The sequence below is a fragment of the Methylosinus sp. sav-2 genome (genome assembly GCF_004366495.1).
Classification (GTDB): Bacteria; Pseudomonadota; Alphaproteobacteria; order Rhizobiales; family Beijerinckiaceae; genus Methylosinus.
Genome location: NZ_SOEJ01000001.1, coordinates 132,363 through 158,533 on the forward strand (window position 1 = coordinate 132,363; position 26,171 = coordinate 158,533).

Below are 26,171 nucleotides of genomic sequence, written 5' to 3' on the forward strand. Positions count from 1 at the left end.
GCGTGGCGGCGACGCGGCTCGACGCCGCCTCGCCGCCATGGCTTGTGAGAAGTGACTGAGGAGACGCGATGCGCACTCTCATTCTCGGCATAGGCAATATTCTCTGGGCCGATGAAGGCTTCGGCGTGCGCGCGGTGGAGGAGTTCCATGCGCGCTATGAGACGAGCGGCGACGTCACCATTCTCGACGGCGGCACGCAGGGCCTCTATCTGGTGCAGTTCGTCGAGGCCTGCGATCAGCTGCTCGTCTTCGACGCCATAGACTATGGGCTCGAGCCCGGAACCTTGCGCATCGTGCGCGACGGCGAGGTTCCGCGCTTCATGGGCGCAAAGAAGATGAGCCTGCATCAAACCGGCTTTCAGGAGGTGCTCTCCGCGGCCGATCTGCTCGGCCGCTATCCCTCGCGCCTCGCGCTGATCGGCTGCCAGCCGCAGGACCTCGAGGATTGGGGCGGCCCGCTGACGCCGCCGGTCGTCGCGGCGATCGAGCCGGCGCTCGACGCAGCGGTCGCGACTCTGACAGAATGGGGCGTCGAGTTCCGCCCGCGCGCGGAGAGCGCGCAGAGCTTCCAGCGCCTGCTGGGGCATGACCTCGACCACAACGCCTATGAGAGGCGCCTCGGCGCCGCCGATGAGGAGACGAGACCATGAAGGCGATCCGTTTCGCGGCTGCGACCGCCGCTTTTCTGCTTCCGGCGACGGCTATGGCGCATCCGGGCGCGCATCCGAATGATCTCGCCTATGACATCGCCCATATTTTCACCGAGCCGGATCATCTCCTCGCCATGGCGATGGCGCTCGGCTGGGGCGCTATGGTCGTCGCTGTGGGCCTCTGGTTCAAGCCCTGGCGCGCCTCGTCCTGGCGCTGAGGGAATCGCGAGCATGTGCGTCGGCTTTCCCATGACCGTCATCGAAGGCGACGCTTTCGAGGCGCTGTGCGAGCGGCGCGGCGAGCGTCACGCCGTCTCCATGGCGCTGGTCGGCGCGCAGCCCGCCGGGACGCAGGTGCTGGTCCATGTCGGCACTGCCGTCCGCGTTCTGGACCCGCTCGAGGCCGCGCAGATCGACGACGCTCTGGATGCGGTGGAAAAAGCCCTCGCCGGCGAGAATGTCGATCACCTTTTCGCCGATCTGGTCGATCGCGAGCCGCAGCTGCCGGAATTCCTGCGGAAGTAACGGCCCTGGAAAGCTGCCGCACAAAGCGGTAAGCTGCTTTCCAGGCACAGCCTGTCAAGTCTTCGGCTCCGACTGGAAAGCTTCTTTCGACTCAGTCGCCTAGCTCGTCGCCGTCGCGAGCCGCCCATGGCATGACGATTGCGGCCTCCTCGGCAAAAATAAAATGGGAGGACCGCATGTCCGGGTCGTTGCAGCTCGCGCTGAGCGAAAAAACCGGCGTCGCTCTGCTGGACGAGACCAATATCGACGCTTTTCTGGCCCCGCCGCCCGGCGCGAGCGCGCATACGCTGCTCTTCTTCGGCGGCGATCCGGACCAGCGCAGCGAGACCCATGATGTGGCGATCATCTTTCCACAGCTGGTCAAAGCCTTCGCCGGAAGGCTGCGCGCCGCCATCATCGCGCCCGCCGCGGAAAAGGCGCTGGAAGGACGCTTCAGCGTCTGCGTCTATCCGAGCCTCGTCGTGACCTTTGGCCGCGAGACTCTCGGCGTGCTGCCGAAAGTCTATGACTGGTCCGAATATCTCTCGCGGATCGAGGCGCTGCTGCAATTGCAGGCCGCGCCGGCGAAAGAGCCGCGCGTGCGCATCACCTTCACGGAAGGGGAGACGAGCTCATGAAAGCCGGATTCTGGGTTTCGCCGGACGGCGCCGACGAAGCGATGACGGTCATGCCGATCGGCTATGACGCCGAGGCGGAGACCAAGCGCAGCGTCATCGCTTTTCTCGCGACCGCGACCGGCGAGCAGGCGGTGGCGGAATGTCCGCGCGCGGCGGCTCTGCTGCCGCAGCTCGCCGATGCGCTCGCCGCGCAACGCGCCGATGCGCCGAGCAAGCTCTTCGACATTACCGATTATGAGGCGAAAGAGCGCGAGCTGATCGGCCAGGTGCTCGGCGAGGGCGAGGTGAGCGGCGTCGCCGCCCTCCCCGACGGCGTCACTGCGCAAATCCTCGAGGCCTCCATGGCGGGCCTGTGGCGCGTACGCTTCACCGACGCACAAGGACGGCTCACCGCCGATTATCTCGAGATCGCCACCATTCCCCATGTCGTCGAGCGCGCAGCGGAAATCACCGCCGAGCGCATCGCCATCGGCGCGGAGCCGGAGGGCGCGATGAATGTGATGCCCATGCTGGCCGAGATCGACGCGCGCATGCGCGCGCACAAGCCCGGCGATCCGTCGCATGTCATCAATTTCTCGCTGCTGCCCGTGTCGGAGATCGACATGGAGCATTTGCAGCAAACGCTCGGCAACGGCCCCGTGCAGCTGATCTCGCGCGGCTATGGCTCGGCCAAGATCACCGCGACCGGCGCCCGCAATGTGTGGTCGGTGCAATTCTTCAACGCCATGGGCACGATCATCCTCGACACGTTGGAGATCGGCGACACGCCCGCCGCGGCTTGCGCCGCCGATGAGGATTTCCACGATTCGGCGGAACGTCTGCGCGAGATTCACGAGGCCTATTTCACATGAGCGATGAAACGCTTCCCGATATCGCCCCGGACGCGCGCATGGAATGCGGCGTGTGCTGGCATGTCTATGATCCGGCCGAGGGCGATCCCGTCTGGCAGATTCCGCCGGGCGTCGCCTTCGCCGATCTTCCCGCCGATTGGCGCTGCCCCGAATGCGACGCGCCGCAAGAGAAATTCTTGAGGTGCGAGAATTGAGCGACGCCGCGGCGAGAGGCGAGAAGCTCGCGGATTTCTACCGCCGCGTCCATGAGACGTCGATGCGGGACTCCGGCCTCTGCAACGAGGCGCTCGCCGTCGAGCCGGTGGGCTTTCGCGACTTCGGCCCTTATGCGCTGGGCGTGATCGTCACGCCCTGGTTCGCCAATCTCGTCGTCACCGCGCCGTGCGAGGGCGCCGATGCGCCCTTCCCCGATCCGGCGCGGCTGCAATTGCGCTTTCCGGCCGGCGACGTCGATTTCAATGTCAGCGAGATCGACGGCTTCGGCCGCATCGCCGCCTGCTCGCTGTTCTCGCCCATGGATGATTTCGCCGATCACGACGCCGCACGGACCGCTGCGCGCGCGGCGCTGGACGCACTGCTCGATCCGGCGATGAGCGAAGCGCCGAAGCGCGAGCCGGAGCCTGCCAGCGCGCTCGATCGGCGCGCATTGTTCGGCGGCCGTCGACGCGGCGACGAAGAGGCCTCGCCATGAGCGTAGGCGCCGATCTCGGAGGGCTCGGCCCCGGCGCGATCTCCATCGTCGCCGAGCTCGCCGATGATCGCATCTGCTCGGTGCGCGTGCGCTCGAGCCGGCCCGCGCATCTCACGCGTCTGTTTCACGGCCGCCCCGCCGCGGAAGTGGCGCCGCTCGCCGGACGGCTGTTCTCGCTCTGCGGCCTCTCCCACGCCTTCGCCGCCTCGCGCGCCATCGCCGCGGCGCGCGGAGAAATTCGCAAGCCCACGCCGCAAAATCTCGTCGCGCTCGATTGCGAGCGCCTCTCCGAGACATTGCGCGCGCTGACGACACTGGCGGAGGATGCGGTTCCGCCGACCGCCCTGCGCGCCGTGCTGACGCTGACGCGCGAGCTCGCGACAGGCGACGCGCGCGACCGCGGCGCGACGGCCGCAAAGCTACGCGCCGAGACGGCGAAGCTCGGCCTGCCGAACGACGTGAGCGGCGATACGCCATTCGGCAAATTATCGCGCGAGCTGGCGCGCAGTCCCGCCATAGCCGCGAGCGCGCCCGATACGCTGCGCGCAGAGGACGATGCCCTCGTGCATGAAGGAATACGGGCGCAGGGCGAGAGCTTCAGCGCCACGCCCAGCATCGCCAGCCGCGCGCCGGAGACCGGCGCCTTCGCGCGTCATTGGCGCGAGACCGATCTGTCGCGCGGCGCAATCTGCGCGCGCTTTTCCGCGCGCATGATCGATCTCGATCGGCTCGTGACGCGCCTCTCCAACGGCGCGGAAGACGCCTTCCGCAGCGAGGCTCCCGCTGCGCGCGAAGCCTATTGCGCGGTCGAAACTTCGCGCGGAGAGCTGTATCATTGGGTTCGACTCACACCGGACGATAGGATCGAGAATTATGCGATCGTCGCGCCGACAGAATGGAATTTCCATCCCGCCGGACCCTTCGTCGCCGCCCTGCTCGGCGCGCGAATTCCGCGCGCCGCGGCGGCGCAGACGATCACGCGCCTCGCGGGCCTCTTCGACCCCTGCGTCGCCTTTCGCGTCGAGCTTCGCGAGGCCACCTATGCATGAGATGGCGCTGACCGAGAGCATCGTCGAGCTGATCGAGGAGGAGAGCCGCAAGCAGGGCTTTTCCCGCGTGCGCGTGGTGCGGCTCGAGATCGGCGCGCTCAGCCATGTGGAGCCGGAGGCGATCCGCTTCTGCTTCGAGGCGGTGGCGCATGGCGGAATCGTCCAAGGCGCGCGGCTCGACATCGTGCGCATTCCCGGCGAAGGCTGGTGCCTCGATTGCGCCAAGACCGTCGCCGTCGAAGAAAGATTTGGTCCTTGCCCGGACTGCGGCGGATATCATGTCCAAGTCACCGGTGGCGAGGATATGCGAGTGCAGGAACTGGAGGTCGACTAATGTGCACGGTCTGCGGATGCGGAACGTCCAGCATCGAAGGAAAGCCAGAACATAGCCACGACCATCCGCATGATCATGCGCATGGCCACGCTCACGATCATCATCATGGTCATGACCATGACCACCCCCATGATCACGATCATCATCATGATCACGATCACGGCCATCATCATGATCACCAGCATCCGCACGATCATGACCATCCTCACGCGCATGATCACGATCACGCGCATGATGATCACGGCCATCGCCACGATTACGGCTCCGGCCCCGCGGGCGTTCATGTTCCCGGCCTCAGCCAGGAGCGCATCGTCCGCATAGAGCGCGACATTCTCTCCAAGAACAATGACCACGCCCGCGAGAACCGGGTGCGCTTCGAGCAGTCGGGCGTCTTCGCGCTCAATTTCGTGTCCAGCCCCGGCTCCGGCAAGACGCAGCTTCTCGTGCGCACGATCAGCGATCTGAAAGATCGCTTCCCCATTTCCGTCATCGAAGGCGATCAGCAGACTTCCAATGACGCGGAGCGCATCCGCGCGACCGGCGTTTCGGCCTTGCAGATCAACACCGGCAAGGGCTGCCATCTCGATGCGCATATGGTCTCGCGCGCGCTGGCCGAGCTCACTGTCGCGCCCTCCTCGCTGCTCTTCATCGAGAATGTCGGCAATCTCGTCTGCCCCGCAGCCTTCGATCTCGGCGAGGCCCATAAGGTCGTCGTGCTCTCGGTGACGGAGGGCGAGGACAAGCCGCTCAAATATCCCGAAATGTTCGCGGCCTCCGATCTCATGCTGCTGAACAAATCCGATCTTCTGCCGCATGTGGAGTTCGATGTCGGGCGTTGTCTCGCCAATGCGCTGAAGGTCAATCCAGACCTGCAGACATTGGTCGTCTCCGCGCGCACCGGCGAGGGCATGGCGGCTTTCTACGCCTGGATCGAGGCGCGCGCTGCGCGGGCCGCCGCGAGAAGCGCACGCGCCGCCGCGGCGAAGTGAGGAGAAAAGGCTTATGCCGTCCAGCGAGGCGACGAGGCTGAGGCTGCGCGTGACCGGCGCCGTGCAGGGCGTCGGCTTTCGGCCCTTCGTGCATTCGCTCGCCGACCGCTATGCGCTCGCCGGCTTCGTGCGCAATGATTCGCATGGCGTGCTGATGGAAGTGGAAGGCGCGCGCGTCGATGATTTCGTCGCGGCGCTGCGACGCGAGCCGCCGCCGCTCGCGCGCATCGACACGTTGGAATGCGAGACGATCACGCCGCTGCGCGACGCCAAATTCTCGATCGAGCCGAGCCGCGACGGCAAGACGCAGACGTGCATCACGCCAGACGCCGCCATCTGCGACGATTGCCTGAATGATCTCTTCGATCCGAAGAGCCGTTTCTATCTCTACCCTTTCGTCAATTGCACCCATTGCGGCCCGCGCTACACGTTGACGCGACGCCTGCCCTATGATCGCGCGCAGACATCCATGGCGCCTTTCGCAATGTGCGATGATTGCGCGCGCGATTACGCCGACCCGACCAACAGGCGCTTTCACGCGCAGCCGATCGCCTGCCCGAAATGCGGTCCGCAACTCGCGTATCTGGGGCCGCGAGATGCGAGCCTGAAGGCTCGCGGTCCAGGCGCCGCAATGGACCGCGAGCCTTCAGGCTCGCATCACGCCGCGCTCATCCGGCAAATCGTCACGACTCTCCAGAGCGGCGGCATTGTCGCGCTGAAAGGAATCGGCGGCTTTCACCTCCTCTGCGACGCGCGCGATGAAACAGCCGTCGCCGAGCTGCGCCGCCGCAAGGGTCGCGACGCCAAGCCCTTCGCGGTCATGCTCGCCGACGTGGCGGCGGCAACGCGCGCCGGCCTGTTCGGCGAAGATGAGCTACGCCTACTGCAATCGCGCGCGCGGCCGATCGTCATCGTCGAAAAGCGCGAGGAATTCGTCCCCTCCGTCGCGCCCGGCCTCTCACGCATCGGCCTCATTCTGCCCTATGCGCCGCTGCATCATCTGCTGTTTCACGCCGCCGCGGATCTGGCGCTCGTCGCCACCAGCGCCAATCCGAGCGGCGAGCCGCTGATCGTCGATGACGAAGAGGCGCGCGAGAAGCTCGCCTCCATCGCCGATCTCATCGTCGGCCATGATCGCGCCATCGTCGCGCGCGCCGACGACAGCATCGCCACCATCATCGCCGGCGCGCCTGCGTTGCTGCGCCGCGCGCGCGGCTTTGTTCCCGAGCCCATCGCTCTCGCGAATGACGGCCCCGACATTCTGGCGCTCGGCGCGCATCTCAAATCCACCATCACCGTCACGCGCGGACGCGAGGCTTTCGTCTCGACGCATATCGGCTCGCTCGACGATCGCGCGACGATCGATTTCTATCGCGAGACCATCGCGCGCATGCTCGATATTCTCGATGTGAAGCCCGAGCGCGTCGCCTGCGATCTCCACCCCGATCTCGCCTCGACGCGCTACGCCGAAGAGACGGGGCTGCCCGTCATTCGCGTGCAGCATCACGCCGCACATATCGCCGCCATCGCCGCCGAGCATAAAATCGAAGGCCCGATCCTCGGCGCTGCGCTCGACGGCTATGGCTATGGCGACGACGGCGGCGCCTGGGGCGGCGAGCTTATGCTGGTCGATGAAGGCCATTGGCGCCGGCTCGGCCATATCGCGCCTCTGCCGCTGCCCGGCGGCGACCGCGCCGCGCGCGAGCCCTGGCGCATGGGCGTCGCCGCGCTCGCCGCGCAGGACCGCTGCGGCGATGTGTTCGATCGCTTTCCCGGCATGGAGCTCGCCGGCAAGGTGGCGATGCTGGCGAGCGCGCCGAATGTCGCTCGAACGACGAGCCTCGGCCGCATGTTCGACGCCGCCGCGGCGCTGCTCGGCGTGCGGCTCGTGCAGCAATATGAGGGACAGGCGGCGATGGAGCTGGAGGCGCTGTGCCAAAGCCCGCGCGCGCTGGCCAATGGCTACAGCATCGAGAATGACATTCTCGATCTGACCAAGCTCTTCGCCGCGCTGCTGAAGCCGGGCCTCTCCGCCTCGCAAGGCGCCGAGCTGTTTCATGGAACGCTGATCGAAGCGCTCGCGCAATGGCTTCGCGCGGCGGCGCAGGCGCGCGGCCAAACGCGCGTCGCTCTCGGCGGCGGCTGCATGATGAACAAAATTCTCGCGGAGGGCCTCGTCTCGCGCCTTCGCGATTTTGGAATAGAAGCGCTGCTCGCGCGCGCGGCGCCGACGAATGACGGCGGACTCTCGCTCGGCCAAGCCCATATTGCGCGAATGAGAAAGGTCTAACGAGATGTGCCTCGCCATTCCCGCTCGCGTTGAGGAGCTGCTGCCCGATGATATGGCGCGCGTCAGCGTCGATGGCGTCGGCAAGCTGGTGTCCGTCGCGCTCGTCGATGGCCTCGCGATCGGCGATTATGTCGTGCTGCATGTCGGTTATGCGCTCGCCAAGATCGATGAGGAAGAGGCGATGGCGACGCTCGCTCTGCTGCGCGAGGCCGCGGCGCTGGGAGACGCACAATGAAGCATGTCGACGAATATCGCGACGGCGATCTCGCCCGCGCCATAGCGCAGCGCATCGCTGCAGAAGCGCAGAGCGATCGGCAATATCGCTTCATGGAGTTTTGCGGCGGCCATACGCATGCGATCTCGCGCTATGGCATTGAGGATCTGCTGCCCGAGAATATTCGCCTCATTCACGGCCCCGGCTGCCCCGTCTGCGTGCTGCCGATGGGCCGCATAGACGACGCCATTCGCCTCGCCGCACGCGAGGAGGTCACGCTCTGCACCTATGCCGATCTGATGCGCGTGCCCGCCTCCGGCGGCTCCAGCCTGATGAAGGCCAAGGCCGACGGCGCCGATATTCGCATGGTCTATTCGACGCTCGACGCCATCGCCATCGCCGAGAAGGAGCCGCAGCGCCAGGTCGTGTTCTTCGCCATAGGCTTCGAGACGACCACGCCGCCGACCGCGCTCGCCATTCGCCTCGCGCAGAAGAAGGGCCTGACGAATTTCTCGATCTTCTGCAATCATGTGCTGACGCCGGCGGCGATGCAGGCCATTCTCGACACCGATGATGGCGTCGAGATCGAAGGCTTCGTCGGCCCCGCGCATGTCTCCACCGTCATCGGCTCCGCGCCCTATCGGCGCTTTTCGACCGATTATCGCAAGCCTGTCGTCATCGCCGGCTTCGAGCCGCTGGATGTGCTGCAGGCGATCTTGATGCTGGTGAGACAGATCAACGAGGGTCGCTGCGAGATCGAGAATCAATATCGCCGCGCCGTGACGGAGAGCGGCAACGCCAAAGCCATCGACGAAGTCGCGGAGATTTTCGAGCTGCGCGAAGCCTTCGAATGGCGCGGGCTCGGCGAGATTCCGCACAGCGCGCTGAAGCTGCGCGAAGCTTACGCCGAATTTGACGCGGAGCGCCGCTTCCCTGTGGCGACCAAGCCGGCGCGCGATAATCCGGCCTGCGAATGCGGCGCGATTCTGCGCGGACAAAAGCGCCCGCAGGACTGCAAGCTGTTCGGCGTCGCCTGCACGCCGGAGACGCCCATGGGCTCCTGCATGGTCTCCTCGGAAGGCTCTTGCGCGGCCTATTGGGCTTATGGAAGATTCCGGCAATATCAAAACGAAACGCGGAAAGCGTCATGAACAAGCATGAGCCGGCAGGCCGCAAGCTCGATCTCCGCAATGGCCGCGTGGAGCTTTCGCACGGCTCCGGCGGACGCGCCATGGCGCGGCTGATCGGCGAGATTTTTCACGCCGCCTTCGACAATGAATGGCTCGCCGCCGGGAATGACCAGGCGGCCTTCGACATTCCCGCCGGACGCATGGCGATGACCACGGACGGATATGTCGTCTCGCCCTTGTTCTTCCCCGGCGGCGATATCGGCAAGCTCGCCGTGCATGGCACGATCAACGACATCGCCATGGCCGGCGCGCGGCCGCTGCATATGTCGGCGAGCTTCATCATAGAGGAAGGCTTTCCGCTCGCCGAGCTGAAGCTGATTGCAGAGAGCATGGGCGAAGCCTCGCGCGCGGCCGGCGTCGCCATCGTCACCGGCGACACCAAAGTGGTGGAGCGCGGCAAGGCGGACGGCGTCTTCATCTCGACGAGCTGCGTCGGGATCATTCCGGCCGGGCTCGCGCTTTCAGGCGACAAGGCGCGGCCGGGCGATGTCGTGCTGCTCTCCGGCTCCATCGGCGATCATGGCGTCGCAGTCATGTCGAAGCGCGAGAATCTCTCCTTCGATACAGAGGTGCTGTCCGACACGGCGGCGCTGCACGAGCTCGTCGCCGCTATGGTGGAGACGGCGGGCGGCGCCATTCGCCTGATGCGCGATCCGACGCGCGGCGGTGTGGCGGCGACGCTCAACGAGATCGCGCATCAATCGCGCGTCGGCGTGCGCATCGACGAGAAAGCCATTCCCATCGCGCCGCAAGTGGCCGCCGCCTGCGAGCTGCTGGGGCTCGATCCTCTGCATGTCGCCAATGAGGGCAAGCTGCTCGCCGTGGTCGCGCACGAGGCCGCCGATGCGCTGCTCGCCACGATGCGCGCGCATCCGCTGGGCGCGCAGGCCGCGCGCATCGGCGAGATCGTCGCCGATGAGCATTGCTTCGTGCAGATGACGACCGCCTTCGGCGGCGGCCGCATCATCGACTGGCTCTCCGGCGAGCAATTGCCGCGCATCTGCTAGAGTCTTTTTGTTATGAGGCGAGGCGTCGAGATGAACAAGCGCGAGGACAGCCGCGAGATGGAGAGCGAGGCGACGCCGATCTCCCGCGGCGCCACTGTGCTCATCGTCGATGATGAGAAGCGTTCGCTCGAATCGCTGCGCCGCGTGCTCGGCGGCGCGTTTCAGATCGTCTGCGCCAGCAGCGCCGCCGAGGCGGAAGCCGTGCTCGCCGGCGATCTGGTGCAGGTGATCCTCTGCGACCAGCGCATGCCGGGCGAGAGCGGCGTCGAATTTTTGACGCGCGTGCGCGAGCATTGGCCGGAGCCGGTGCGCATGATCATCTCCGGCTATACGGATGCGGAAGACATTATCGCCGGCGTGAATGAGGCCGGCATTTTTCAATATGTCACCAAGCCCTGGGATCCCGATAAGCTCATCCAATCGGTGCGTGAGGCCGCGCAGCTCTATGCGGCGCAGAAGGATGGCGGCGCCGCGCCGCCGCTCGAGGCCAAGCCCTCGCATGAGCGATTGCAGCGGCTCGCCAGCGACAGGCGCCGCGCGGAACGGCGCATGTTCGAGTTCGGCCGCATCGTGCATGCGCCGGAAAGCCCGATGCGCCAGACGCTCGCGCTAGCGCGGCGCGCGGCGGAATATGACATCTCCGTGCTCATCACCGGCGCCTCGGGCACGGGCAAGGAGCTGCTGGCGCGCGCCATTCATCACGGCTCGGCGCGCGGCGAGAAGAGTTTCGTCGTCGAGAATTGCGGCGCGCTGCCGGATGAATTGCTCGAGAGCGAATTGTTCGGCTGCAAGAAAGGCGCATTCACCGGCGCCTATCAGGATCGCGTCGGCCTGTTCGAGGTCGCCGATGGCGGCTCGATTTTTCTCGACGAGATCGGCGACACATCGCCTTCCTTTCAGGTGAAGCTGCTGCGCGTGCTGCAGGAGGGCGAGATTCGGCCGCTCGGCGCGCAGCGTCCGCGCCGCGTCGATGTGCGCGTCATCGCCGCCACCAATCGCAATATCGTCGCCGATGTGGAGGCGGGACGCTTTCGTCGCGACCTCTATTATCGCCTCGCCGCTTTTCCCATCCATCTGCCGCCGCTCGTCGAGCGACGCTGCGACATCGCCATCATCGCCGCGCGCATACTCGTCGCCGTGAACCAGACCTTCAATCGTCGCGTGCCGGGCTTCGAGCCGGAAACGCTGCGCCTGTTGGAGCGCTATGGCTGGCCCGGCAATGTGCGCGAGCTGCACAATGAGATTCAGCGCATGGTGGCGCTGAGCGACGGCGACGCCAATCTGCCTCCAGGCCTGCTGTCGCCTTGCATAGCCGATCATCGCGCGACGACCGCATGCGACGACCAGCAGCGATTCACGCTGAAGGAGCGCGTCGAGATGCTGGAATGCGCGTTGATCAAAGAATCGCTGGAGCGCAACGGACGCAACATCAGCCATGTGGCCGACGAGCTCGGACTGTCGCGCGTCGGCCTGCGCAGCAAGATCGCCCGCTATGACATCTCCCGCGTCGTCGATGACGAAAGCTGACGTCAAATCCTACGCCAAGCATGGCGATCTCATCGCGCTCGTCGCGGGCAAGGAGGAGATCGCGCTGTCGGAAGGCGGCGAGTCCGTCTGGCTCGAGGTCATCAAGAAGATGGACGAGGTCTATGCGGACCTCATCGGCTATGAGGCCGATCTCGAGCGCAAGAATGGCGAGCTGGAAGCGGCGCGCAATTTCATTCAGAGCGTCATCGCCTCCGTCTCCGACGTGCTGATCGTCTGCGACGAGCGCGGCGCGATTCTGCAGGTCAATCCTGCTTTCGAGGCGCTCGCGGGACGCGGCGAGGCGGAGCTGAAAGGCGCCTCCGTCGCGGCGCTGTTCGTCGCGGAGGACGAGGCGCGCGCCGCCGCCATCGTCGTCGGCCAGGCGCGCGATCCGACCAGCGTCGAATTGCGTTTCCGCACGAGCAACGGCCCTTCCGATCTCATGGCGATCAATTGCTCGCCGCTGTTCGACTCGGATGGACGAAGAGCCGGCGCCGTCTTCACTGGCCGGCCGATCGGCGAATTGCGCCGCGCCTATGAGGCGCTGCATCGCGCCCATGTCGATCTGCAGCAGGCGCAATCGCGCCTCGTCGAGCAGGAGAAGATGGCGAGCCTCGGCCGGCTAGTCGCTGGCGTCGCGCATGAGCTCAATAATCCGATCAGCTTCGTCTATGGCAATATTCATACGCTCGACCGCTATCGCAAGGGGATCGCCGCCTATCTCGAGGCGATTCATGCGGGCGCGAGCGCGAAGGAGCGCGAGAAGCTGCGCCGCGCGAGCGGCATAGACGAAATTCTCGCCGATCTCGAGCCGCTGATCGACGGCACGCTGGAAGGCGCCGTGCGCATCAGCGAGATCGTCAAGAATTTGCGTCGCCTCTCCTTCAGCACCAAGGCGCCGCGCGAGGCGGTGTCATTGTCGAAAGTGGTGGAGACGGCCGCGCAATGGGCCTCGCGCAGCAAGAAGGCCAAAGCGCGCATCGTCGCCGATCTCGAGCCCGAGCTCTACGCTTCAGGACAGAGCGGACAGATTCATTCCGTGCTGGTCAATCTCATCGACAATGCGCTCGACGCCGTGCGCGAGGCGGAGCAGCCGTTCGTCTCCATCACCGCGCGCGGCGAAGGCGATTGCGCGATCGTGATCGTAGAGGATAACGGCAAAGGCGTGCCGGAGGCGCTGCGCAGCCGCATCTTCGAGCCTTTCTTCACCACAAAGGCGGTCGGCGAAGGCACAGGGCTCGGCCTATGGATCAGCTATTCCATCGCCCATGAGCATGGCGGCTCGATCGAATACGACACATCGCCGGAGGGCGGCGCACGTTTTATGCTGCGGCTGCCGCGCGCGACGGAAGGCGAGACGCGCGACTTGCGAACCTGAATTGCGAACCTGAAGACCCGCGGCCCGAGTGGGGCGGAAGGCCGCGAGTCTTCGGCTCCGCATATCGTCGCCTCAAGAGGCGACGACGCGAATCTTATTTTCGGCGCGCGCGTCATGCGCGTCCTCGAGATCGATGGCGCTCGCCTCTCGCGTTTTCGAGTGATCCGCGGCGAGCACGAGATAGACCGCCGGCAGCACGAAGAGCGTGAACAATGTGCCGATCGACAGGCCTGAGGCGATGACGAGACCCATATTGTAACGCGAGGCCGCGCCGGCGCCGCTCGCCATGATGAGCGGCAGAACGCCGAGCACCATCGCCGCCGTCGTCATGAGGATCGGCCGCAGGCGGATCGAAGTCGCTTCTATGATCGCGTCATATTTCGACTTGCCGAGATGCTGCTGCTCATTGGCGAATTCGACGATGAGAATGCCGTGCTTGCTGATGAGGCCCATCAGCGTGACGAGGCCCACCTGCGTGTAGATGTTGATGCTCGCGCCGCCGAAGCCCAGCATGATGAAGACGAGCGCGCCGGCGATCGACATCGGCACGGAGACGAGAATGATGAGCGGATCGCGGAAGCTCTCGAACTGCGCAGCGAGCGCCAGGAAGATGATGATGAGCGCGAAGCCGAAGGTCCCTGCGAAGCCGCTCGATTCCTGCACGAACTGCCGTGAGGAGCCGGCATAGTCGATCGTGTAGGACGGCGGCAGCGTTTTCGCGGCGACCTCCTTCAACGTCTCCAGCGCCTCGCCGGCGATGACGCCGGGAGCGGCGACGCCGGAGATGGTGAAGGAGTTGATCTGCTGGAAGTGATTGAGCGACTCCGGCACGACCATGGTCTGGAACTTCGCCACCGTCGACAGCGGCACGGAAGAGCCGTCCGCGGTCTTGATGTAATAGTTCAAGATCTGATCCGGATTGAGCCGGAACTGTTGCGCCATCTGCGGGATGACTTTGTACGAGCGCCCGTCCAATCCGAAATATTGCGTGTAGCCGCCGCTCAATCCAGTCGTGAGCGCGCCGCCGACGTCGAGCATCCGCAAGCCGAGCTGCGCCGTCTTCTCGCGATCGATGACGAGCGACATCTGCGGCTGGTCGATCTTCAGATCGGTGTCGAGGAACATGAACTTGCCCGTCGCCAGCGCCTTGGAGAGGAAGTCGCGCGAGATATCGTTCATCTTGTCGAATGTGTCGGTGCTCTGCACGACGAATTGAATCGGCAGACCATTGGAGCCCGGCAGCGGCTGCGGCTGGAAGGTGACGAGACGCTGGCCCGGAACGGAGCGCGCGAGCTCCTGCTGCAGCGTCTGCTGCATCTGCTCGGCGGTAATCTTGCGCTTGTCCGGCGGCGTGAGAACGAGGCCGCCGAAGATGAGGCCGGGCGTGACGATCTGGAAGGAGCTCGTCATTTCGGGATGCTTGGCGAAGGTCTTGTAGACCTGATCGCCATAGAAGAGCTTCTGCTGCAATGTGGCGTTGGGCGCAGAGGTGGATTGCGCGAAGACGACGCCTTGATCCTCATTGGGCGCGAGCTCGTTCTTCGAATTCGAATAGAGCCAAAAGATGCTCGCGAGCACAATGCCGCCGAAAGCGAGCGTCACCGGCACGAAATGCAGGGAACGCGCCAGCAGATGCTGATAGCGATCCTTGACCCAATCCATCTTGGCGTCGATGAATTCGATGATGCGCGTTTCCAGCGTCTCCTCGCCGCGATGCGGCGCTTTCAACACCAGCGCGCAGCTCACCGGCGACAGCGTCAGCGCGATGACGGCGGAGACCGTCACGGCTCCCGCCAGAGTGAAGGCGAATTCGACGAAGAGCGCGCCGGTAAGGCCGCCCTGAAAGCCGATCGGCACATAGACGGCGATCAGCACGATGGTCATCGCGATGATCGGACCGGCGAGCTCGCGCGCCGCCTGGAAGGCCGCGTCGAAAGGCTTCATGCCGTCGGCGAGATGGCGATTGACGTTTTCGACGACGATGATCGCGTCGTCGACGACGAGGCCGATCGCCAGAACCAGCGCCAGCAGGGTGAGCAGATTGATCGAGAAGCCGAGCGCCAGCAGAATGGTGAATGTGCCGATGAGCGACAGCGGGATGGCGACGATCGGTATGACCACCGAGCGCCAGGAGCCGAGGAACATGAACACGACGCCGGTGACGATGAGTATCGCCTCGATCAGCGTGTGAATCACCTCGTCGATGGAGCTGTTCACGAAGTCGGTCGTGTCATAGACGATATCGCTGTTGAGACCCTGCGGCAGCGATTTCAAAATGTCGGGATAGGCTTCTTTCACGCCTTTGACGACATCGAGAAGATTGGCGTTGGGCGCGACGAGAATGCCAATATACACCGCCTGCTTGCCATTGAAGGCCACGGCGGATTCGTAATCCTCCGAGCCGAGCGTGACATTGGCGACGTCCCGCAGCTTCACATTGGCGCCGTTCACCTGCTTGACGACGAGATTGCGGAACTCCTCGAGCGAATGCAGCGAGGTGGCCGCGGTGAGCGTGACCTGCACCATCTCGCCCTTGGTCGAGCCGAGGCCGGCGATATAGTCATTGCCCTGCAGCGAGGCGGAGAGCTCGCTGGCGGTGAGGCCATAGGCGGCGAGCTTGACCGGATCGAGCCATGCTCTCAGCGCGAAGGTCTTGCCGCCGATGAGCTCCGCCGTCTGCACGCCCGGCACGGATTGCAGGCGCGGCTGCACGACGCGGATCAGATAATCGGTGACCTGGCTCGATGTCAGAATATCGCTATTGAAGCCGATATACATGGCGTCGGTGGTCTGGCCGATCTTCACCGTGATGACCGGCCGCTGCACAGCGGACGGCAGCTGATTGAGCACCGAGTCGATCTTGGTGCTGATCTCGGTCAGCGCCTTGCCGGAATCATAGTTGAGCCGCAGATTGGCGGTGATGGTGCTGGTGCCGACCTGGCTCGTCGAGGTGAGATAGTCGATGCCGTTCGCCTGCGCGATGGCGTTCTCGAGCGGCGTGGTGACGAAGCCGGCGACGGTCGCCGGATCAGCGCCGAAATAGGAGGTCGTCACCGTCACGACGGCGTTTTGCGTGCGCGGATATTGTAGCGTCGGCAAGGTGAAGAGCGAGCGCAGGCCCAGCACCAGGATCAAGAGGCTCACCACGGAGGCGAGCACCGGGCGACGCACGAAAATGTCGGTGAAACGCATGTTCGTCGTCTCCGTTCACTGATCCACGGGCTTGGGATTGGGATCGACCGGCGGCTGCTGCGTGTCGGAAATATTCAGCGGCGAACCGTTTCTCAGCTTCACCTGTCCGGCGGTGACGACGGTCGCGCCCTCCGTCACGCCCTCCAGCACGGCGACCTCGTCGCCGCGCGTCGCGCCGAGGCGCACAAAGGTCTGATGCGCCGAAAGGCCTGCGCCTTTTTCATCCGGCTTCTGCACGAGAAACACGGAATTGCCGAAAGGCGCATAGACGATCGCCGTCTGCGGCAGGGTGATGAGGCGCTCGGGCTTGCCGGTCGCAATGTCGATCTGCGCGAACATTCCGGGCTTCAGCTCGAGAGCGGAATTGGCGAGGCTGGCGCGCACCTGCACATTGCGGCTCGCCTGATCCACCTTGGAGTTGATCGCGACGATCTTGCCGGTGAATTTCTTATTCGGAAACGCATCGACGCCGGCGTCGATCGATTGGCCGACCTCTATGCCGTTCAGCGCCTGCTGCGGCAAAGTGAAGTCGAGATAGATGGGATCGAGCGCCTGCAGCGTCACGATGACGGAACCGGCGCCGATATATTGGCCGAGATCGACCGCGCGAATGCCGAGCCGCCCGGCGAAGGGCGCGCGCAATGTCTTTTGCGCGATCACCGCCTCCTGCTGCGCGACTTCCGCCTCGGCGCTTTTGAGATTGGCGAGATCGGTGTCGACCGTCGCCTGGCTCGCGGCGTGAATCTTCAGCTGCGCCTGATCGCGCCGCAGATTTATGCCGGCGAGCTCTGCGGCCGCCTTTTGCGAGGCGAGCTTGGCGAGATCGGTGTCCTTGCGCAATTCCAGCAGCAGCTGGCCCGCCTCCACTTGCTGGCCGGATTGAAAGTGGATCTTCTCGACGATGCCGGAGGCCTCCAGCGAGAGATCGGCGCCGTTCACCGCGCGAAACGTGCCGACTGCAGTGAGCTTGGGCCGCCATTCCTGATAGCCCGCGGTCGTGACCGAGACGGTCTGCGGCGGGTTGGCCATGGAGGCGAGAAAGCCCTTGATCATCGTGTTGCGAAACACGTTGAAGCCATAGAGTCCGCCGAAGACGAGCGCGACGATCGCGAGCATGATCGCCATCGGCTTCGCCATGGGTCCGAAACGATCCTGCAGCAAGGTTCTAGCGACCATCTCGAGCTTCCTCCGCCTGGGCTCTGATCGCCGCGGCGATCGGCGATGTAGCGATAATATCCGTGGGTTTGGCCTGCGAGGCCGGCGTCTCGTCGATGCGGTTCCACCAGCCGCCGCCGAGCGATTGCAACAGCGCCGCCGTATCGGCGAAGCGCGCCGCCTGCGCCTTCACGCGGTTGAGCCGCGCGGTGAGCAGCGTCTGCTCGGCGTTGAGCACGATCGAATAGGTCGTCGAGCCGGCGCGATATTGCGCGCGCGCGATCTCGAGGCTTTCCGCTGCGGCTTTTTCCGCCGCCACTTGCGCACGCAGCGTGCCGGCGTCGTATTTCACCGCCTGCAGAGAATCGGCGACATTTTGGAAAGCGGAGATGACGGTGGAGCGATATTGCGCCTCCGACTGCTCGAAGGCCGCGACCTTGGCCTCGCGCGTGTGGAACAGCGAGCCGGCGTCGAAGGCCTTCGCCGAGGCCTGGGCGGCGAGCGTGTAGACCATTGTCTGCGGCGTGAACAAAGTGGTGAAATTCGTCGCCTGCGCGCCGCCCGTCGCGGTGAGCGAGAATTGCGGGAGCATGTTCGCCGTGGCGACGCCGATCTCCGCGCTGGCCTGATGCAGCTGATTCTCCGATGCGAGAATATCCGGCCGCTGGCGCACCAGAGTCGACGGCAGGCTGACCGGCAATTCGCCGGGCAGGCGCAGGCCGGAGAGATCGACCGCCTCGCCTTTGTCGGCGTTGGGGAAGCGGCCGAGATAGGCCATCAGCAGATTGCGGTTCTGCGCACGCGCTTTTTCCAGCGGCGGCAGAGTGGCCTGCGCCTGCGCGAGCTGCGCGCGCTCGGACAGCACATCCGCCTGGCTGACGGCGCCGAGCTCGAAGCGCTTCTCGAGCAGATCGAGCTGCGTGCGATAGGCGGCGATGAGATCGCGCGTCACCTTGATCTGCGAGGCGTAGGAGGCGTCGGCGATGGCCGCGGTGACGACATTGGCGGTGAGCGCGAGATAGGTCGCCTCGAGCTGGAAGCGCTTCTGCTCGGCGGCGGCCGTGTCGCTCTCCAGCGTGCGCCAGGACTTGCCGAACACATCCGGCGCGAAGGACACCGACACATTTGCGTTGTGCAAGCCATAGACGAAGGTCGAGCTGGAGCTGGACGAGGAGGACGAAGACGATGATGACGACGAGCTAGAGGAAGTGAGGCCGGAATATTGCGCCGTCGTCGACTGCTGGCGCTGATAGCTGTCGCCGAGCGTCGCCTGCGGCAGGAAGGTCGCCGAATTGGCCTCTATCGTCTCACGCGCCTGCCGCAGCGCCGCCTCGGCCGCCATTATGTCCGGGTGATTCGCCACCGCCTCGGCGACGAGGGCCGATATCTGCTTGGAATGGAACAGCTTCCACCATTCGCCGGGCACATCGCGGCCATGGGCGAAGCGCTGCGAGGCGCCGCCGGCGGCCGCCGCGGATTCGGTGGAAGCGCCAATCTTGCCATAGCCAGCGCTCGCCGGAGCGGGAGGCGGAACAAAATCAGGCCCGACCGCACATGCGGACAGCGTCAGCGCTGCGAAAGCAGCGGCGCTGCGAGCGGCGGCGGGCGGGATTCCCACATGAGGCGCGGTTTTCGCTTGTCGGAAGCGGCGTCGCGAAAATTTCGGCATGACCCTCTCGAAAACTGAACCGTTCAGTTTTAATATTAATGCAGAGCCCGCATGTCAATGCTAAAACTGAACGGTTCAGTTTTTCCCGGGGATGGAAAAGCAACGCAAAGGCTGAGACAAGGCCTGCGTGGGACTGCTGCGGGAGGAGGGACAGAATGACGGGGTTGGACCTGAGCATATGACCGAGGAAGCGGAGGCGACCGCGACGGAGCCGGCCACAGACCATGTGCCGAATCGCAAGGAGTGTCAGATCCTCTCGGCGGCTCGGACTCAATTTCTGGAGCAGGGCTTCGCCGAGACGTCCATGGACGGAATCGCGCGCGCGGCGGGCGTGTCGAAAGCGACGCTCTACGCCTATTTCCCCAGCAAGGAAGCGCTGTTTCGCAATCTCATCGAGATCGAATGCAGCCAAAAATGCGTCGATGTCCCCAAGCCCGATTTCGACCTCGGCGCCGAGCAGGCGCTACGCGAGCTCTGCGCGCATTTCGTCGCCCGCTTCCTGACCCGGGAATGGGCCGCTTTTTTCAAGGCGGTGTCGAGCGAGCGCTGGCGCTACCCCGAGCTCTGCCATCTCTATTTCAACAGCGGCAAGCAGAATGTCCTCGATCTCGTCTCCGGCTATCTCGACGAGGCGAAGGCGAAAGGCCTGCTCGCCTTCGACGACGCGCAGATGGCGGCGGAGCAATTGCTGCATCTCACCGTCTCCGATTTGCCCATGCGCGTGGCGCTGGGATTGGAGCTGCGCAGCGAGGCGGAATATGAGCGGGTGATGGAGTCCGGCCTCGCCGTGTTCTTGAAGGCCTATGCGCCTTAGCGCTTCCGCCTCTCCCGCTTTCGCGGGAGAGGGGAGAATTGGCGCGGCGCGCATGGCCACGCATCGATCGGACGAGTCCGTCCGATCGGAAAGCGCTCTAATGCGCAGGTCCCATCGCGCGGCGACAGGCGCTCTCGCATTCCTTGCACACATCCGCGCAGATGCGACAATGCTCGTGATGCTTGGCGTGGCGTCGACACTCCTTCTCGCAGGCGCGACACATATCGACGCAAGCCTGTAGAACGGCGCGCATCGCCGTCTCATCCGTCGCGCTGCGCCGCGAGGCGATGGCGCCCGCCGCGAGGCATATGTCCGCGCAATCCTGATCGAGCCTTATGCAGCGACGAAGATCGGCGACATTCTCCTCGGTGAGGCAGGCGTCGGCGCAAACGGCGCAGGCCTGCGCGCAATCGAAGCAGGCTTCGACACAGCCGACGAGCGCGGCGTCGGCGCGGCCGCGCATTTGCGGATGGCTGGCGATGATGGCTTCCACATGCATGAGTCGTCTCCTTCAGGATTTGCTTCAGGATTTGGCCGCGTGCTCCGGCCTGCCCTTGCGTTTGGTGGCGGCGAATTCCTCGAGCTGCTTCTCGGTCATGGAGTCGAGCATCGAGCGCGAGGCTCCTTTGAGCTCGCTCTTTGGAATCTCGCCGCGCTTGGCCGCCAGCGCAGCGCCGGCGGCCATTTGCTGAGCCTTTGATTTGGCGGGCATGGGCTCCTCCCCTTCGACGTCTCGCGCCGCGGGAAGGCGACGCGGGGCGGAGGATAACCCCTTCGCGCCGGAGAGGTTCCTTCAGCCGCGCCACGACATGCGCAGGCGCGGCGCTCGGCCGCCGCTCGCGAGATAGACGCCGATGGACACGCAGAGCAGCGCGATCTGCTCTATCGGCGAAGGGATTTCGCCGAGCATCGGAACGGCGATCAGCGCCGCCATGGGCGGCACCAGAGCCGAAAAGGCAGCGCCCGCCGAAGCGCCGAGCAGCTCTATGCCTTTGCCGAAGAGAAACAGCGCCACGATCGACACCATGACGCCTTGGAACAAGGTCTGAATCACAATGTCGCGCAACGGCGCGTCCATTCCATGCAAGCCGTGAAAGGCGAGATAGAGCGGCCCATAGAGAATGAGCGAGCCTGTCGAGACCAGCGCCGCGGCATGCAGCGAATCGAGGCCCGACGCGCGCAGCACGATCGCATAGCCGGCCCAGACGAAAGCCGCGCTCAAAAGCAGAATATGCCCAATCTGCGTCTCGCCGAATGACAATGCGCCCGGACCCGCTATCGCGGCGCCGCCCAGAGCGATGAGCGCATAGCCGATGAGGCGGCTCGCGGTGAAGCGTTCCCGCGTGAGCAGAAACGACAGCAACGCGACGAAGAGCGGCATGGAGCCCGGTAGCAGCGCGCCCGCATGAGCGACCGGCGCGAGCCTGAGCCCGCTGGCGGCGACGAGAACATAAGGTGCGCCGGCGCTGCAGACGAGAATGAGGAGACGCAGAGGGCCGAGCCGCTCGAGCGCGAGCCCTTTGCGCAGCACGATGGGAAACAGCAGCACGCCGGCGGCGCCGAAGCGCAGCATTGTGAGATCATAGACCGAGAGCGTCGTCGTCACGCCTAGCCGCGTGACGACGAGCCACGTCGCCCAAACGGTGACGGCAGAAACGCCGAACATCGCGCCCGTGGCGTATCGCGCCGTCTGCGGAGCGCTTTCGGCGACACCATCGCTCATCTTCCTCATCCTTACACTCGAAAGCTCGCGCCTACAGCTCTTAATGGAGAGCGGGCGAAAGCGCAGCTTCTATCTTTCACGACGCCCACCTAGCTGCGTGGACATCACTTTATTCCCTGCTGAAATTGGTCCTTGCTGACTTTAAAAGCGTCAGTCCGCGTGTCGAGGTATACCCCATTTCCGAGTGGCCTCAGCCATGGAAAGGGACCATTCCACCAAGGTAGCAACTTATCGATCACCGGCGCATCGGTAATCTCGAAGATCGCGCGCGCAATCCGCACACCTGACCCGAATTTCTCCGCGAGGTCGTTCGGATCGACGCGCTCGACCGTCTTGGGATCGGCAATGTCGCGGAAACGCACGAGCAGGGGCAGCATGTCGAGAGGAACAGCGGTCGCGCCCCGCGCCTGGGCCATCCTGTCCATTGCAGCGGCGTCGATGCCGTATTCGCTCCACAGATCACGATGCAACCGCGAGAATACGTCGAACGGCTCGCCGCTTTCTTTCCGCTCCTGGTCGGGCGTCAGCAGAACGAACAAAACGCCACGCGGTCCAAGATCGATAGCGACCGCCTCTCCTTTCGTGCCAAAAGAGACGGCGTTGCCGAGACCTTTAAACATGCCGTCGTTGAAGCTTCCGACCGTCTCCATGACGCTCCAGCCAACCCGTCGTCCCTCGGGCGTTTCGACTTCAACGGTCAGACGATAGCGATTCCGGCGCAATGCGCTGCTGCATCCGCCCAGTCCCAGCGCACCGGCCAGAAGAAACATTCTTCGTGTCGCAAGCATGCCGCCCGCCCCATGTCAAAGAGAACTACGCTGGACCATCTGCATGTCGAACCTAAAGAGAGCTAACTTATCCCTTCCACTCGAAAGCTCGTGGCGACAGCTCTTAACGGAGAGCGGGCGAAAGCGCAGCTTCTATCTTTCGCCATATTTCATCGCGGTCCCGTTTGACCTCGCTCATCGCCGCGCCATCTCACGGCAATGTCTTCCTATCTGCCTATAGGCGAGCTGTTCCTGCTCGGCTTCCGCACGCCGCAAGTTCCGCCCTGGATGCGCGGTTTCGCGCGCGACTATGGGCTCGGCGGCGTCATCCTCTTCGATTACGACTGCACGGATCGCAAATATGAGCGCAACATCTTCTCACCCGCGCAGGTGAAGGCGCTCTGCGAAGAGATTCACGCGCTGCCGACGCGGCCGCTGATCTTCATCGATCAGGAGGGCGGCAAAGTGCGGCGGCTGAAGGAGGAGCGCGGCTTCGCGCCGCTGCCGAGCGCGCGCCAATTCGGCCGGCTGACAAAACAGGAGCGGCTCGACGCGCTGCGTCCCGCCTATGCGGAAATGCGCGATCTCGGCATTGACGCCGATCTCGCCCCCGTCGTCGATCTCGACATAAATCCCGACAGTCCCGACATTGGCTCGGCGCAACGCAGCTTCTCCGCCGATCCACGCATCGTGGAGGATTGCGTCGCAGCGCTGGTCGAGGTCGCGCGCGCGACCGGGCTGAAGCTGTGCCTGAAGCATTTTCCCGGCACGGGCGGCGCCAAGGTCAATCCGCACGATCATGTGATGGATCTCTCCGATTGCATCACCGACACGCAAGTGAAAATCTTCGAGACGCTGGCGCCGCGCATTCCCATGGTTCTGTTCAGCCATGGCGTGGTGAATCAGTGGGAGAAGGACACGCCCTGCTGTCTCTCTTCCGTCGCCATTCGTAAATTGCGGCAATGGGCGCCGCAGACTGTGGTCGTGACCGACGATCTGCAGATGCAGGGCGTGCAAAAGCTGATGACGACGGAGGAGGCCGCGCTGCGCGCCTTGCGCGCCGGCGCGGATTTCATCCTCATCGGCAATAATATGAAGGACGAGCAGGACGAATCGGCGCGCTATGCGCAGAAGCTTCTCGACGCCTGCGAGACGGATGCGTCTCTGCGCGCCAATGCTCAGGCCGCGATCGAGCGCATCCAGCGATTGAAGGCGTGACGCGCGCGCCTCACCATTCCTCGGCGGAGCGCTCGCCGGCGACCCAGGTCGAAACGATGCGAAGGCTCTGCGGATCGAAGGCCGTCATATCGGCGCGATAGCCGGCGACGAGCCGGCCGAGCCTTTTGCCGAGCCCCAGGAAATTCGCCGGATTGGCGGAAGCGAGAACGAGCGCGCGCTCGAGCGGAAGATCGAGCAGCGAAACGCAATTGCGCACCGCGCTCGCCATATCCAGCGAAGCGCCGGCGAGCGTCCCCTCCGCCGTCACGCAGCGTCCGTCCTTTATGAGAATCTCCCTGCCCTGCAAGACGAATCCGCGTCCGTCGCCGCCGACCGGCGGCATTGCGTCGGTGACGAGCATGGGATGGCCGAGGCCGGCGCGCAGAGCGAGGCGTAAAATCGCCGGATCGACATGCTCGCCATCGACGATGAGCCCGTAATGAGCGGTCGAAGATTCGAGCGCCGCCGCGATCGGCCCCGGCTCGCGGCTCGCGAGCGGACGCATCGCGTTGAAGAGATGGGTGAAGCCGGTCAGCCCTTCCGCCATTGCGGCGCGCGTCTGCGCGTAATTCGCCATGGAATGGCCGAGCGCAATTTTGCAGCCGGCGGCGACGAGCTCGGTGATGAAGCCCGTCGGCGCCTCCTCCGGCGCGAGGGTGACGAGCGACACGCCGCCCGGCGGCGGCGCGAGCATCTCGATATGATGCGGCGATGGCGCGCGACGGAGATCGGCGCGATGCACGCCGAGCCGCTCCGGCGAGATGAACGGGCCTTCGAAATGCACGCCGAGCACGCCGGGCGCATGTGGGAGAATGTCGGTCACGGCGCGCTTGGCCGCGATCATCTTCTCATCCGTGTCGGTGATGAGAGTCGGCAGCAGCGAGGTCGTGCCGAATTTGCGATGCGCCCGAAGGATCGTCGCGATCGCCTCCGGCGTCGGCGAATCGTTGAACAGAACATCGCCGCCGCCATTCACCTGAATATCGATGAAGCCCGGCGCGAGCCAGACGCCTTTCGGCAGCTCGAGCACATCGGCGCCGCGCGGAATCTCGCGACGCAAAATGAGCGAGACGATGTTCTCGCCCTCTATCACCACCGCGCAGTCGCGATGCGCCGTTTCGCCGTCGAAGACGACGTCGGCGGCGATCGTTCGGCGCGACTCCTCGCTCATCGCGTGCGCGTCACCTTTTGCAAATGGCGCGGGCGATCGACATCGACGCCGCGCGCCGCTGCGAGCCGCGCCGCCATGGCGTAAAAGCTCTGAATGAGGCAGATGGCGTCGGTCTCGGGATGATCGGATGCGATCGTCGGCAAGCGATTGCGCGTCTCATCCTCGCGATCCGTCGTGAACAGAGCCGCGCCTTTGCCGCGCAAATCCTCGGCCAGACGACGCATGCCGCTCGCCGCCTCATCGGTCGGCGTCAGCATCAGGATCGGATAGAGCGGCGAGACCAGCGACACCGGTCCATGCATGAATTCCGCGGAGCTGAACGCCTCCGCATGGAGATTGGCCGTCTCCTTCAGCTTCAGCGCCGCTTCGCGTGCTATGGCCAGCGTCGGCCCGCGTCCTATGGCGACGAGACTTTCCGCACGCGAGAAGGCGTCCACCATTCGCGACCAATCGAGCTCGGCCGCGCGCGCGAGCCGCTCCGGCAGTCGCGCGAGCGCATCCTCGAGCGCGCGATCCTGCGACCACAGCGCGACGAGACGCGCCAGCGCGGCGAGCGAGGCGATGAAGGTCTTCGTCGCCGGCACCGCGAATTCCGGCCCTGCGGCCATTGGCAGAACGAACTCGCATTGCGCGGCGAGCTCGCTCTCGACCTCATTGACGAGGCAAGCGGTGACGGCGCCGCTGCGGCGCGCGGCGGCGGCCTGCTCTATGAGATCATTGCTGCCGCCCGACTGCGAGATCGCGAGAAAGAATTGGCCGTCGAGCCGCAGCGCGCCGCCATAGACGCTGGTGATGTTCGGCGCGGCGGAGGCGACCGGAAGGCCGAGTCCACGCTCGATGAGATGCTTTGCGAATGTCGCCGCATGAGCGGAGCTGCCGCGCGCGCAAGTGACGACGACGCGCGGGTCTACATCGCGCAAGCGCGCGACGAGCGGCGCGAGGCGCGGGGCGATGAGCCCCTGTTGCTTTGCGACCACATGCGGCGCCTCGCGCGCTTCGATCGCCATTTGATTGTCTTGCATGATCATCGGCGGCTCTGCTGCAGCTCTGTCACGCCCCCCGCCCGCGTCCCTTATGGCACGGGAGCGCGCTTCGAGCGAGCGCGAAATCCTTTGCGCGGCAGCGTCTTCGCTTGCGAATTCCACTACGA

At 64.8% G+C, this 26,171-nt stretch carries 27 protein-coding genes; 18 read left to right on the plus strand and 9 right to left on the minus strand.

Annotated elements, in window-relative coordinates; all coding sequences use genetic code 11:
* The first annotated feature begins 68 nt into the window (after positions 1 to 68).
* The 16 genes from EDE12_RS00590 (at position 69) to EDE12_RS00665 (ending at position 13,312) form a co-directional block, all read left to right on the plus strand.
* Positions 69 to 650: a HyaD/HybD family hydrogenase maturation endopeptidase gene (locus EDE12_RS00590; protein WP_026600030.1), complete on the plus strand. Its 582-nt coding sequence runs from the start codon at positions 69 to 71 to the stop codon at positions 648 to 650.
* The gene (locus EDE12_RS00595; protein ID WP_026600029.1) at positions 647 to 868 is read left to right on the plus strand and encodes a hypothetical protein; all 222 of its coding nucleotides are present in this window, start codon (positions 647 to 649) and stop codon (positions 866 to 868) included. The genes EDE12_RS00590 and EDE12_RS00595 overlap by 4 nt, the downstream gene beginning before the upstream one ends.
* Before the next feature lie 13 nt (positions 869 to 881).
* Entirely contained in the window at positions 882 to 1,175 is a 294-nt protein-coding gene (gene hypC / locus EDE12_RS00600; RefSeq protein ID WP_026600028.1) for a HypC/HybG/HupF family hydrogenase formation chaperone, read from the plus strand.
* Positions 1,176 to 1,351: 176 nt separating this feature from the next.
* A complete protein-coding gene (locus EDE12_RS00605) occupies positions 1,352 to 1,792 on the plus strand; it encodes a hydrogenase accessory protein (protein ID WP_036292099.1) in 441 nt (146 codons plus the stop codon).
* Positions 1,789 to 2,643 (plus strand): hydrogenase expression/formation protein, encoded by an 855-nt coding sequence (locus EDE12_RS00610; RefSeq protein WP_026600026.1) that lies wholly within the window; start codon positions 1,789 to 1,791, stop codon positions 2,641 to 2,643. Before EDE12_RS00605 ends, EDE12_RS00610 begins: the two co-directional genes overlap by 4 nt.
* Entirely contained in the window at positions 2,640 to 2,837 is a 198-nt protein-coding gene (locus EDE12_RS00615) for a rubredoxin (protein WP_026600025.1), read from the plus strand. The genes EDE12_RS00610 and EDE12_RS00615 overlap by 4 nt, the downstream gene beginning before the upstream one ends.
* On the plus strand, positions 2,825 to 3,334 hold the full coding sequence (gene hybE / locus EDE12_RS00620) for a [NiFe]-hydrogenase assembly chaperone HybE (protein ID WP_245275843.1): 510 nt from the start codon (positions 2,825 to 2,827) through the stop codon (positions 3,332 to 3,334). The genes EDE12_RS00615 and hybE overlap by 13 nt, the downstream gene beginning before the upstream one ends.
* Complete coding sequence (locus tag EDE12_RS00625; protein ID WP_026600023.1) at positions 3,331 to 4,383, plus strand: nickel-dependent hydrogenase large subunit; 1,053 nt, start codon at positions 3,331 to 3,333, stop codon at positions 4,381 to 4,383. The genes hybE and EDE12_RS00625 overlap by 4 nt, the downstream gene beginning before the upstream one ends.
* On the plus strand, positions 4,376 to 4,717 hold the full coding sequence (gene hypA / locus EDE12_RS00630) for a hydrogenase maturation nickel metallochaperone HypA (protein WP_026600022.1): 342 nt from the start codon (positions 4,376 to 4,378) through the stop codon (positions 4,715 to 4,717). Before EDE12_RS00625 ends, hypA begins: the two co-directional genes overlap by 8 nt.
* Positions 4,717 to 5,706, plus strand: coding sequence for a hydrogenase nickel incorporation protein HypB (gene hypB, locus EDE12_RS00635; protein ID WP_026600021.1), 990 nt, complete (start codon positions 4,717 to 4,719; stop codon positions 5,704 to 5,706). The genes hypA and hypB overlap by 1 nt, the downstream gene beginning before the upstream one ends.
* A 13-nt stretch (positions 5,707 to 5,719) precedes the next feature.
* Positions 5,720 to 7,996: a carbamoyltransferase HypF gene (gene hypF, locus EDE12_RS00640; protein WP_026600020.1), complete on the plus strand. Its 2,277-nt coding sequence runs from the start codon at positions 5,720 to 5,722 to the stop codon at positions 7,994 to 7,996.
* A 4-nt stretch (positions 7,997 to 8,000) separates the two neighbouring features.
* Positions 8,001 to 8,231 (plus strand): HypC/HybG/HupF family hydrogenase formation chaperone, encoded by a 231-nt coding sequence (locus EDE12_RS00645; RefSeq protein WP_024878496.1) that lies wholly within the window; start codon positions 8,001 to 8,003, stop codon positions 8,229 to 8,231.
* Positions 8,228 to 9,361 carry a hydrogenase formation protein HypD gene (gene hypD, locus EDE12_RS00650; protein WP_024878495.1) on the plus strand — a complete coding sequence of 378 codons (1,134 nt, stop codon included), beginning with the start codon at positions 8,228 to 8,230 and terminating at the stop codon, positions 9,359 to 9,361. The genes EDE12_RS00645 and hypD overlap by 4 nt, the downstream gene beginning before the upstream one ends.
* Positions 9,358 to 10,407 carry a hydrogenase expression/formation protein HypE gene (hypE, locus tag EDE12_RS00655; protein WP_026600019.1) on the plus strand — a complete coding sequence of 350 codons (1,050 nt, stop codon included), beginning with the start codon at positions 9,358 to 9,360 and terminating at the stop codon, positions 10,405 to 10,407. The genes hypD and hypE overlap by 4 nt, the downstream gene beginning before the upstream one ends.
* A 30-nt stretch (positions 10,408 to 10,437) precedes the next feature.
* Positions 10,438 to 11,934: a sigma-54 dependent transcriptional regulator gene (locus EDE12_RS00660; protein WP_198029893.1), complete on the plus strand. Its 1,497-nt coding sequence runs from the start codon at positions 10,438 to 10,440 to the stop codon at positions 11,932 to 11,934.
* Entirely contained in the window at positions 11,921 to 13,312 is a 1,392-nt protein-coding gene (locus EDE12_RS00665; protein ID WP_026600017.1) for an ATP-binding protein, read from the plus strand. Before EDE12_RS00660 ends, EDE12_RS00665 begins: the two co-directional genes overlap by 14 nt.
* A 72-nt stretch (positions 13,313 to 13,384) precedes the next feature.
* On the opposite strand, the gene EDE12_RS00670 is transcribed toward EDE12_RS00665, so the two are convergent.
* The 3 genes from EDE12_RS00670 to EDE12_RS00680 are packed head-to-tail and all read right to left on the minus strand — an operon-like array spanning position 13,385 to position 19,328.
* Positions 13,385 to 16,504, minus strand: coding sequence for an efflux RND transporter permease subunit (locus EDE12_RS00670; protein WP_036291347.1), 3,120 nt, complete (start codon positions 16,502 to 16,504; stop codon positions 13,385 to 13,387).
* A gap of 15 nt (positions 16,505 to 16,519) precedes the next feature.
* Entirely contained in the window at positions 16,520 to 17,680 is a 1,161-nt protein-coding gene (locus EDE12_RS00675; RefSeq protein ID WP_036291345.1) for an efflux RND transporter periplasmic adaptor subunit, read from the minus strand.
* Positions 17,670 to 19,328, minus strand: a complete 1,659-nt coding sequence (locus EDE12_RS00680; protein ID WP_134187959.1) for an efflux transporter outer membrane subunit — start codon at positions 19,326 to 19,328, stop codon at positions 17,670 to 17,672. The genes EDE12_RS00675 and EDE12_RS00680 overlap by 11 nt, the downstream gene beginning before the upstream one ends.
* Positions 19,329 to 19,506: 178 nt before the next feature.
* Here EDE12_RS00680 and EDE12_RS00685 point away from each other — a divergent pair, with 178 nt between their 5' ends.
* Positions 19,507 to 20,142, plus strand: a complete 636-nt coding sequence (locus EDE12_RS00685; protein ID WP_024878488.1) for a TetR/AcrR family transcriptional regulator — start codon at positions 19,507 to 19,509, stop codon at positions 20,140 to 20,142.
* Between the two features lie 97 nt (positions 20,143 to 20,239).
* On the opposite strand, the gene EDE12_RS00690 is transcribed toward EDE12_RS00685, so the two are convergent.
* The 4 genes from EDE12_RS00690 to EDE12_RS00705 form a co-directional block, all read right to left on the minus strand.
* Complete coding sequence (locus EDE12_RS00690; protein WP_026600015.1) at positions 20,240 to 20,641, minus strand: four-helix bundle copper-binding protein; 402 nt, start codon at positions 20,639 to 20,641, stop codon at positions 20,240 to 20,242.
* 24 nt (positions 20,642 to 20,665) lie between these two features.
* Positions 20,666 to 20,854 (minus strand): DUF3008 family protein, encoded by a 189-nt coding sequence (locus EDE12_RS00695; RefSeq protein WP_026600014.1) that lies wholly within the window; start codon positions 20,852 to 20,854, stop codon positions 20,666 to 20,668.
* Positions 20,855 to 20,935: 81 nt separating this feature from the next.
* Positions 20,936 to 21,865 carry a DMT family transporter gene (locus EDE12_RS00700; RefSeq protein WP_026600013.1) on the minus strand — a complete coding sequence of 310 codons (930 nt, stop codon included), beginning with the start codon at positions 21,863 to 21,865 and terminating at the stop codon, positions 20,936 to 20,938.
* A 104-nt stretch (positions 21,866 to 21,969) separates the two neighbouring features.
* Entirely contained in the window at positions 21,970 to 22,635 is a 666-nt protein-coding gene (locus EDE12_RS00705) for a hypothetical protein (protein WP_134187960.1), read from the minus strand.
* A gap of 216 nt (positions 22,636 to 22,851) precedes the next feature.
* Here EDE12_RS00705 and EDE12_RS00710 point away from each other — a divergent pair, with 216 nt between their 5' ends.
* Positions 22,852 to 23,850 carry a glycoside hydrolase family 3 N-terminal domain-containing protein gene (locus tag EDE12_RS00710; protein ID WP_026600011.1) on the plus strand — a complete coding sequence of 333 codons (999 nt, stop codon included), beginning with the start codon at positions 22,852 to 22,854 and terminating at the stop codon, positions 23,848 to 23,850.
* A gap of 10 nt (positions 23,851 to 23,860) precedes the next feature.
* Here EDE12_RS00710 and nagA read toward each other — a convergent pair whose 3' ends face one another.
* Both nagA and EDE12_RS00720 read right to left on the minus strand, forming a co-directional pair.
* Positions 23,861 to 25,021 (minus strand): N-acetylglucosamine-6-phosphate deacetylase, encoded by a 1,161-nt coding sequence (gene nagA, locus EDE12_RS00715; protein ID WP_026600010.1) that lies wholly within the window; start codon positions 25,019 to 25,021, stop codon positions 23,861 to 23,863.
* Positions 25,018 to 26,049: an SIS domain-containing protein gene (locus tag EDE12_RS00720; protein WP_026600009.1), complete on the minus strand. Its 1,032-nt coding sequence runs from the start codon at positions 26,047 to 26,049 to the stop codon at positions 25,018 to 25,020. The genes nagA and EDE12_RS00720 overlap by 4 nt, the downstream gene beginning before the upstream one ends.
* Between the last annotated feature and the right edge of the window lie 122 nt (positions 26,050 to 26,171).

Excerpts from the sequence above, each read along its gene's own strand:
- hypF (WP_026600020.1), top strand. The coding sequence starts at position 5,720 with ATGCCGTCCAGCGAGGCGACGAGGCTGAGGCTGCGCGTGACCGGCGCC.
- EDE12_RS00675 (WP_036291345.1), bottom strand. The coding sequence starts at position 17,680 with ATGGTCGCTAGAACCTTGCTGCAGGATCGTTTCGGACCCATGGCGAAG.
- EDE12_RS00590 (WP_026600030.1), top strand. The coding sequence starts at position 69 with ATGCGCACTCTCATTCTCGGCATAGGCAATATTCTCTGGGCCGATGAA.
- EDE12_RS00645 (WP_024878496.1), top strand. The coding sequence starts at position 8,001 with ATGTGCCTCGCCATTCCCGCTCGCGTTGAGGAGCTGCTGCCCGATGAT.
- hypA (WP_026600022.1), top strand. The coding sequence starts at position 4,376 with ATGCATGAGATGGCGCTGACCGAGAGCATCGTCGAGCTGATCGAGGAG.
- EDE12_RS00665 (WP_026600017.1), top strand. The coding sequence starts at position 11,921 with ATGACGAAAGCTGACGTCAAATCCTACGCCAAGCATGGCGATCTCATC.
- EDE12_RS00685 (WP_024878488.1), top strand. The coding sequence starts at position 19,507 with ATGACCGAGGAAGCGGAGGCGACCGCGACGGAGCCGGCCACAGACCAT.
- EDE12_RS00705 (WP_134187960.1), bottom strand. The coding sequence starts at position 22,635 with ATGTTTCTTCTGGCCGGTGCGCTGGGACTGGGCGGATGCAGCAGCGCA.
- hypB (WP_026600021.1), top strand. The coding sequence starts at position 4,717 with ATGTGCACGGTCTGCGGATGCGGAACGTCCAGCATCGAAGGAAAGCCA.
- EDE12_RS00710 (WP_026600011.1), top strand. The coding sequence starts at position 22,852 with ATGTCTTCCTATCTGCCTATAGGCGAGCTGTTCCTGCTCGGCTTCCGC.
- EDE12_RS00605 (WP_036292099.1), top strand. The coding sequence starts at position 1,352 with ATGTCCGGGTCGTTGCAGCTCGCGCTGAGCGAAAAAACCGGCGTCGCT.
- EDE12_RS00625 (WP_026600023.1), top strand. The coding sequence starts at position 3,331 with ATGAGCGTAGGCGCCGATCTCGGAGGGCTCGGCCCCGGCGCGATCTCC.
- hypD (WP_024878495.1), top strand. The coding sequence starts at position 8,228 with ATGAAGCATGTCGACGAATATCGCGACGGCGATCTCGCCCGCGCCATA.
- EDE12_RS00670 (WP_036291347.1), bottom strand. The coding sequence starts at position 16,504 with ATGCGTTTCACCGACATTTTCGTGCGTCGCCCGGTGCTCGCCTCCGTG.
- EDE12_RS00595 (WP_026600029.1), top strand. The coding sequence starts at position 647 with ATGAAGGCGATCCGTTTCGCGGCTGCGACCGCCGCTTTTCTGCTTCCG.
- EDE12_RS00700 (WP_026600013.1), bottom strand. The coding sequence starts at position 21,865 with ATGAGCGATGGTGTCGCCGAAAGCGCTCCGCAGACGGCGCGATACGCC.
- EDE12_RS00660 (WP_198029893.1), top strand. The coding sequence starts at position 10,438 with ATGAACAAGCGCGAGGACAGCCGCGAGATGGAGAGCGAGGCGACGCCG.
- hypE (WP_026600019.1), top strand. The coding sequence starts at position 9,358 with ATGAACAAGCATGAGCCGGCAGGCCGCAAGCTCGATCTCCGCAATGGC.
- EDE12_RS00695 (WP_026600014.1), bottom strand. The coding sequence starts at position 20,854 with ATGCCCGCCAAATCAAAGGCTCAGCAAATGGCCGCCGGCGCTGCGCTG.
- hypC (WP_026600028.1), top strand. The coding sequence starts at position 882 with ATGTGCGTCGGCTTTCCCATGACCGTCATCGAAGGCGACGCTTTCGAG.
- EDE12_RS00690 (WP_026600015.1), bottom strand. The coding sequence starts at position 20,641 with ATGCATGTGGAAGCCATCATCGCCAGCCATCCGCAAATGCGCGGCCGC.
- EDE12_RS00610 (WP_026600026.1), top strand. The coding sequence starts at position 1,789 with ATGAAAGCCGGATTCTGGGTTTCGCCGGACGGCGCCGACGAAGCGATG.
- EDE12_RS00680 (WP_134187959.1), bottom strand. The coding sequence starts at position 19,328 with ATGCCGAAATTTTCGCGACGCCGCTTCCGACAAGCGAAAACCGCGCCT.
- EDE12_RS00720 (WP_026600009.1), bottom strand. The coding sequence starts at position 26,049 with ATGATCATGCAAGACAATCAAATGGCGATCGAAGCGCGCGAGGCGCCG.
- EDE12_RS00615 (WP_026600025.1), top strand. The coding sequence starts at position 2,640 with ATGAGCGATGAAACGCTTCCCGATATCGCCCCGGACGCGCGCATGGAA.
- nagA (WP_026600010.1), bottom strand. The coding sequence starts at position 25,021 with ATGAGCGAGGAGTCGCGCCGAACGATCGCCGCCGACGTCGTCTTCGAC.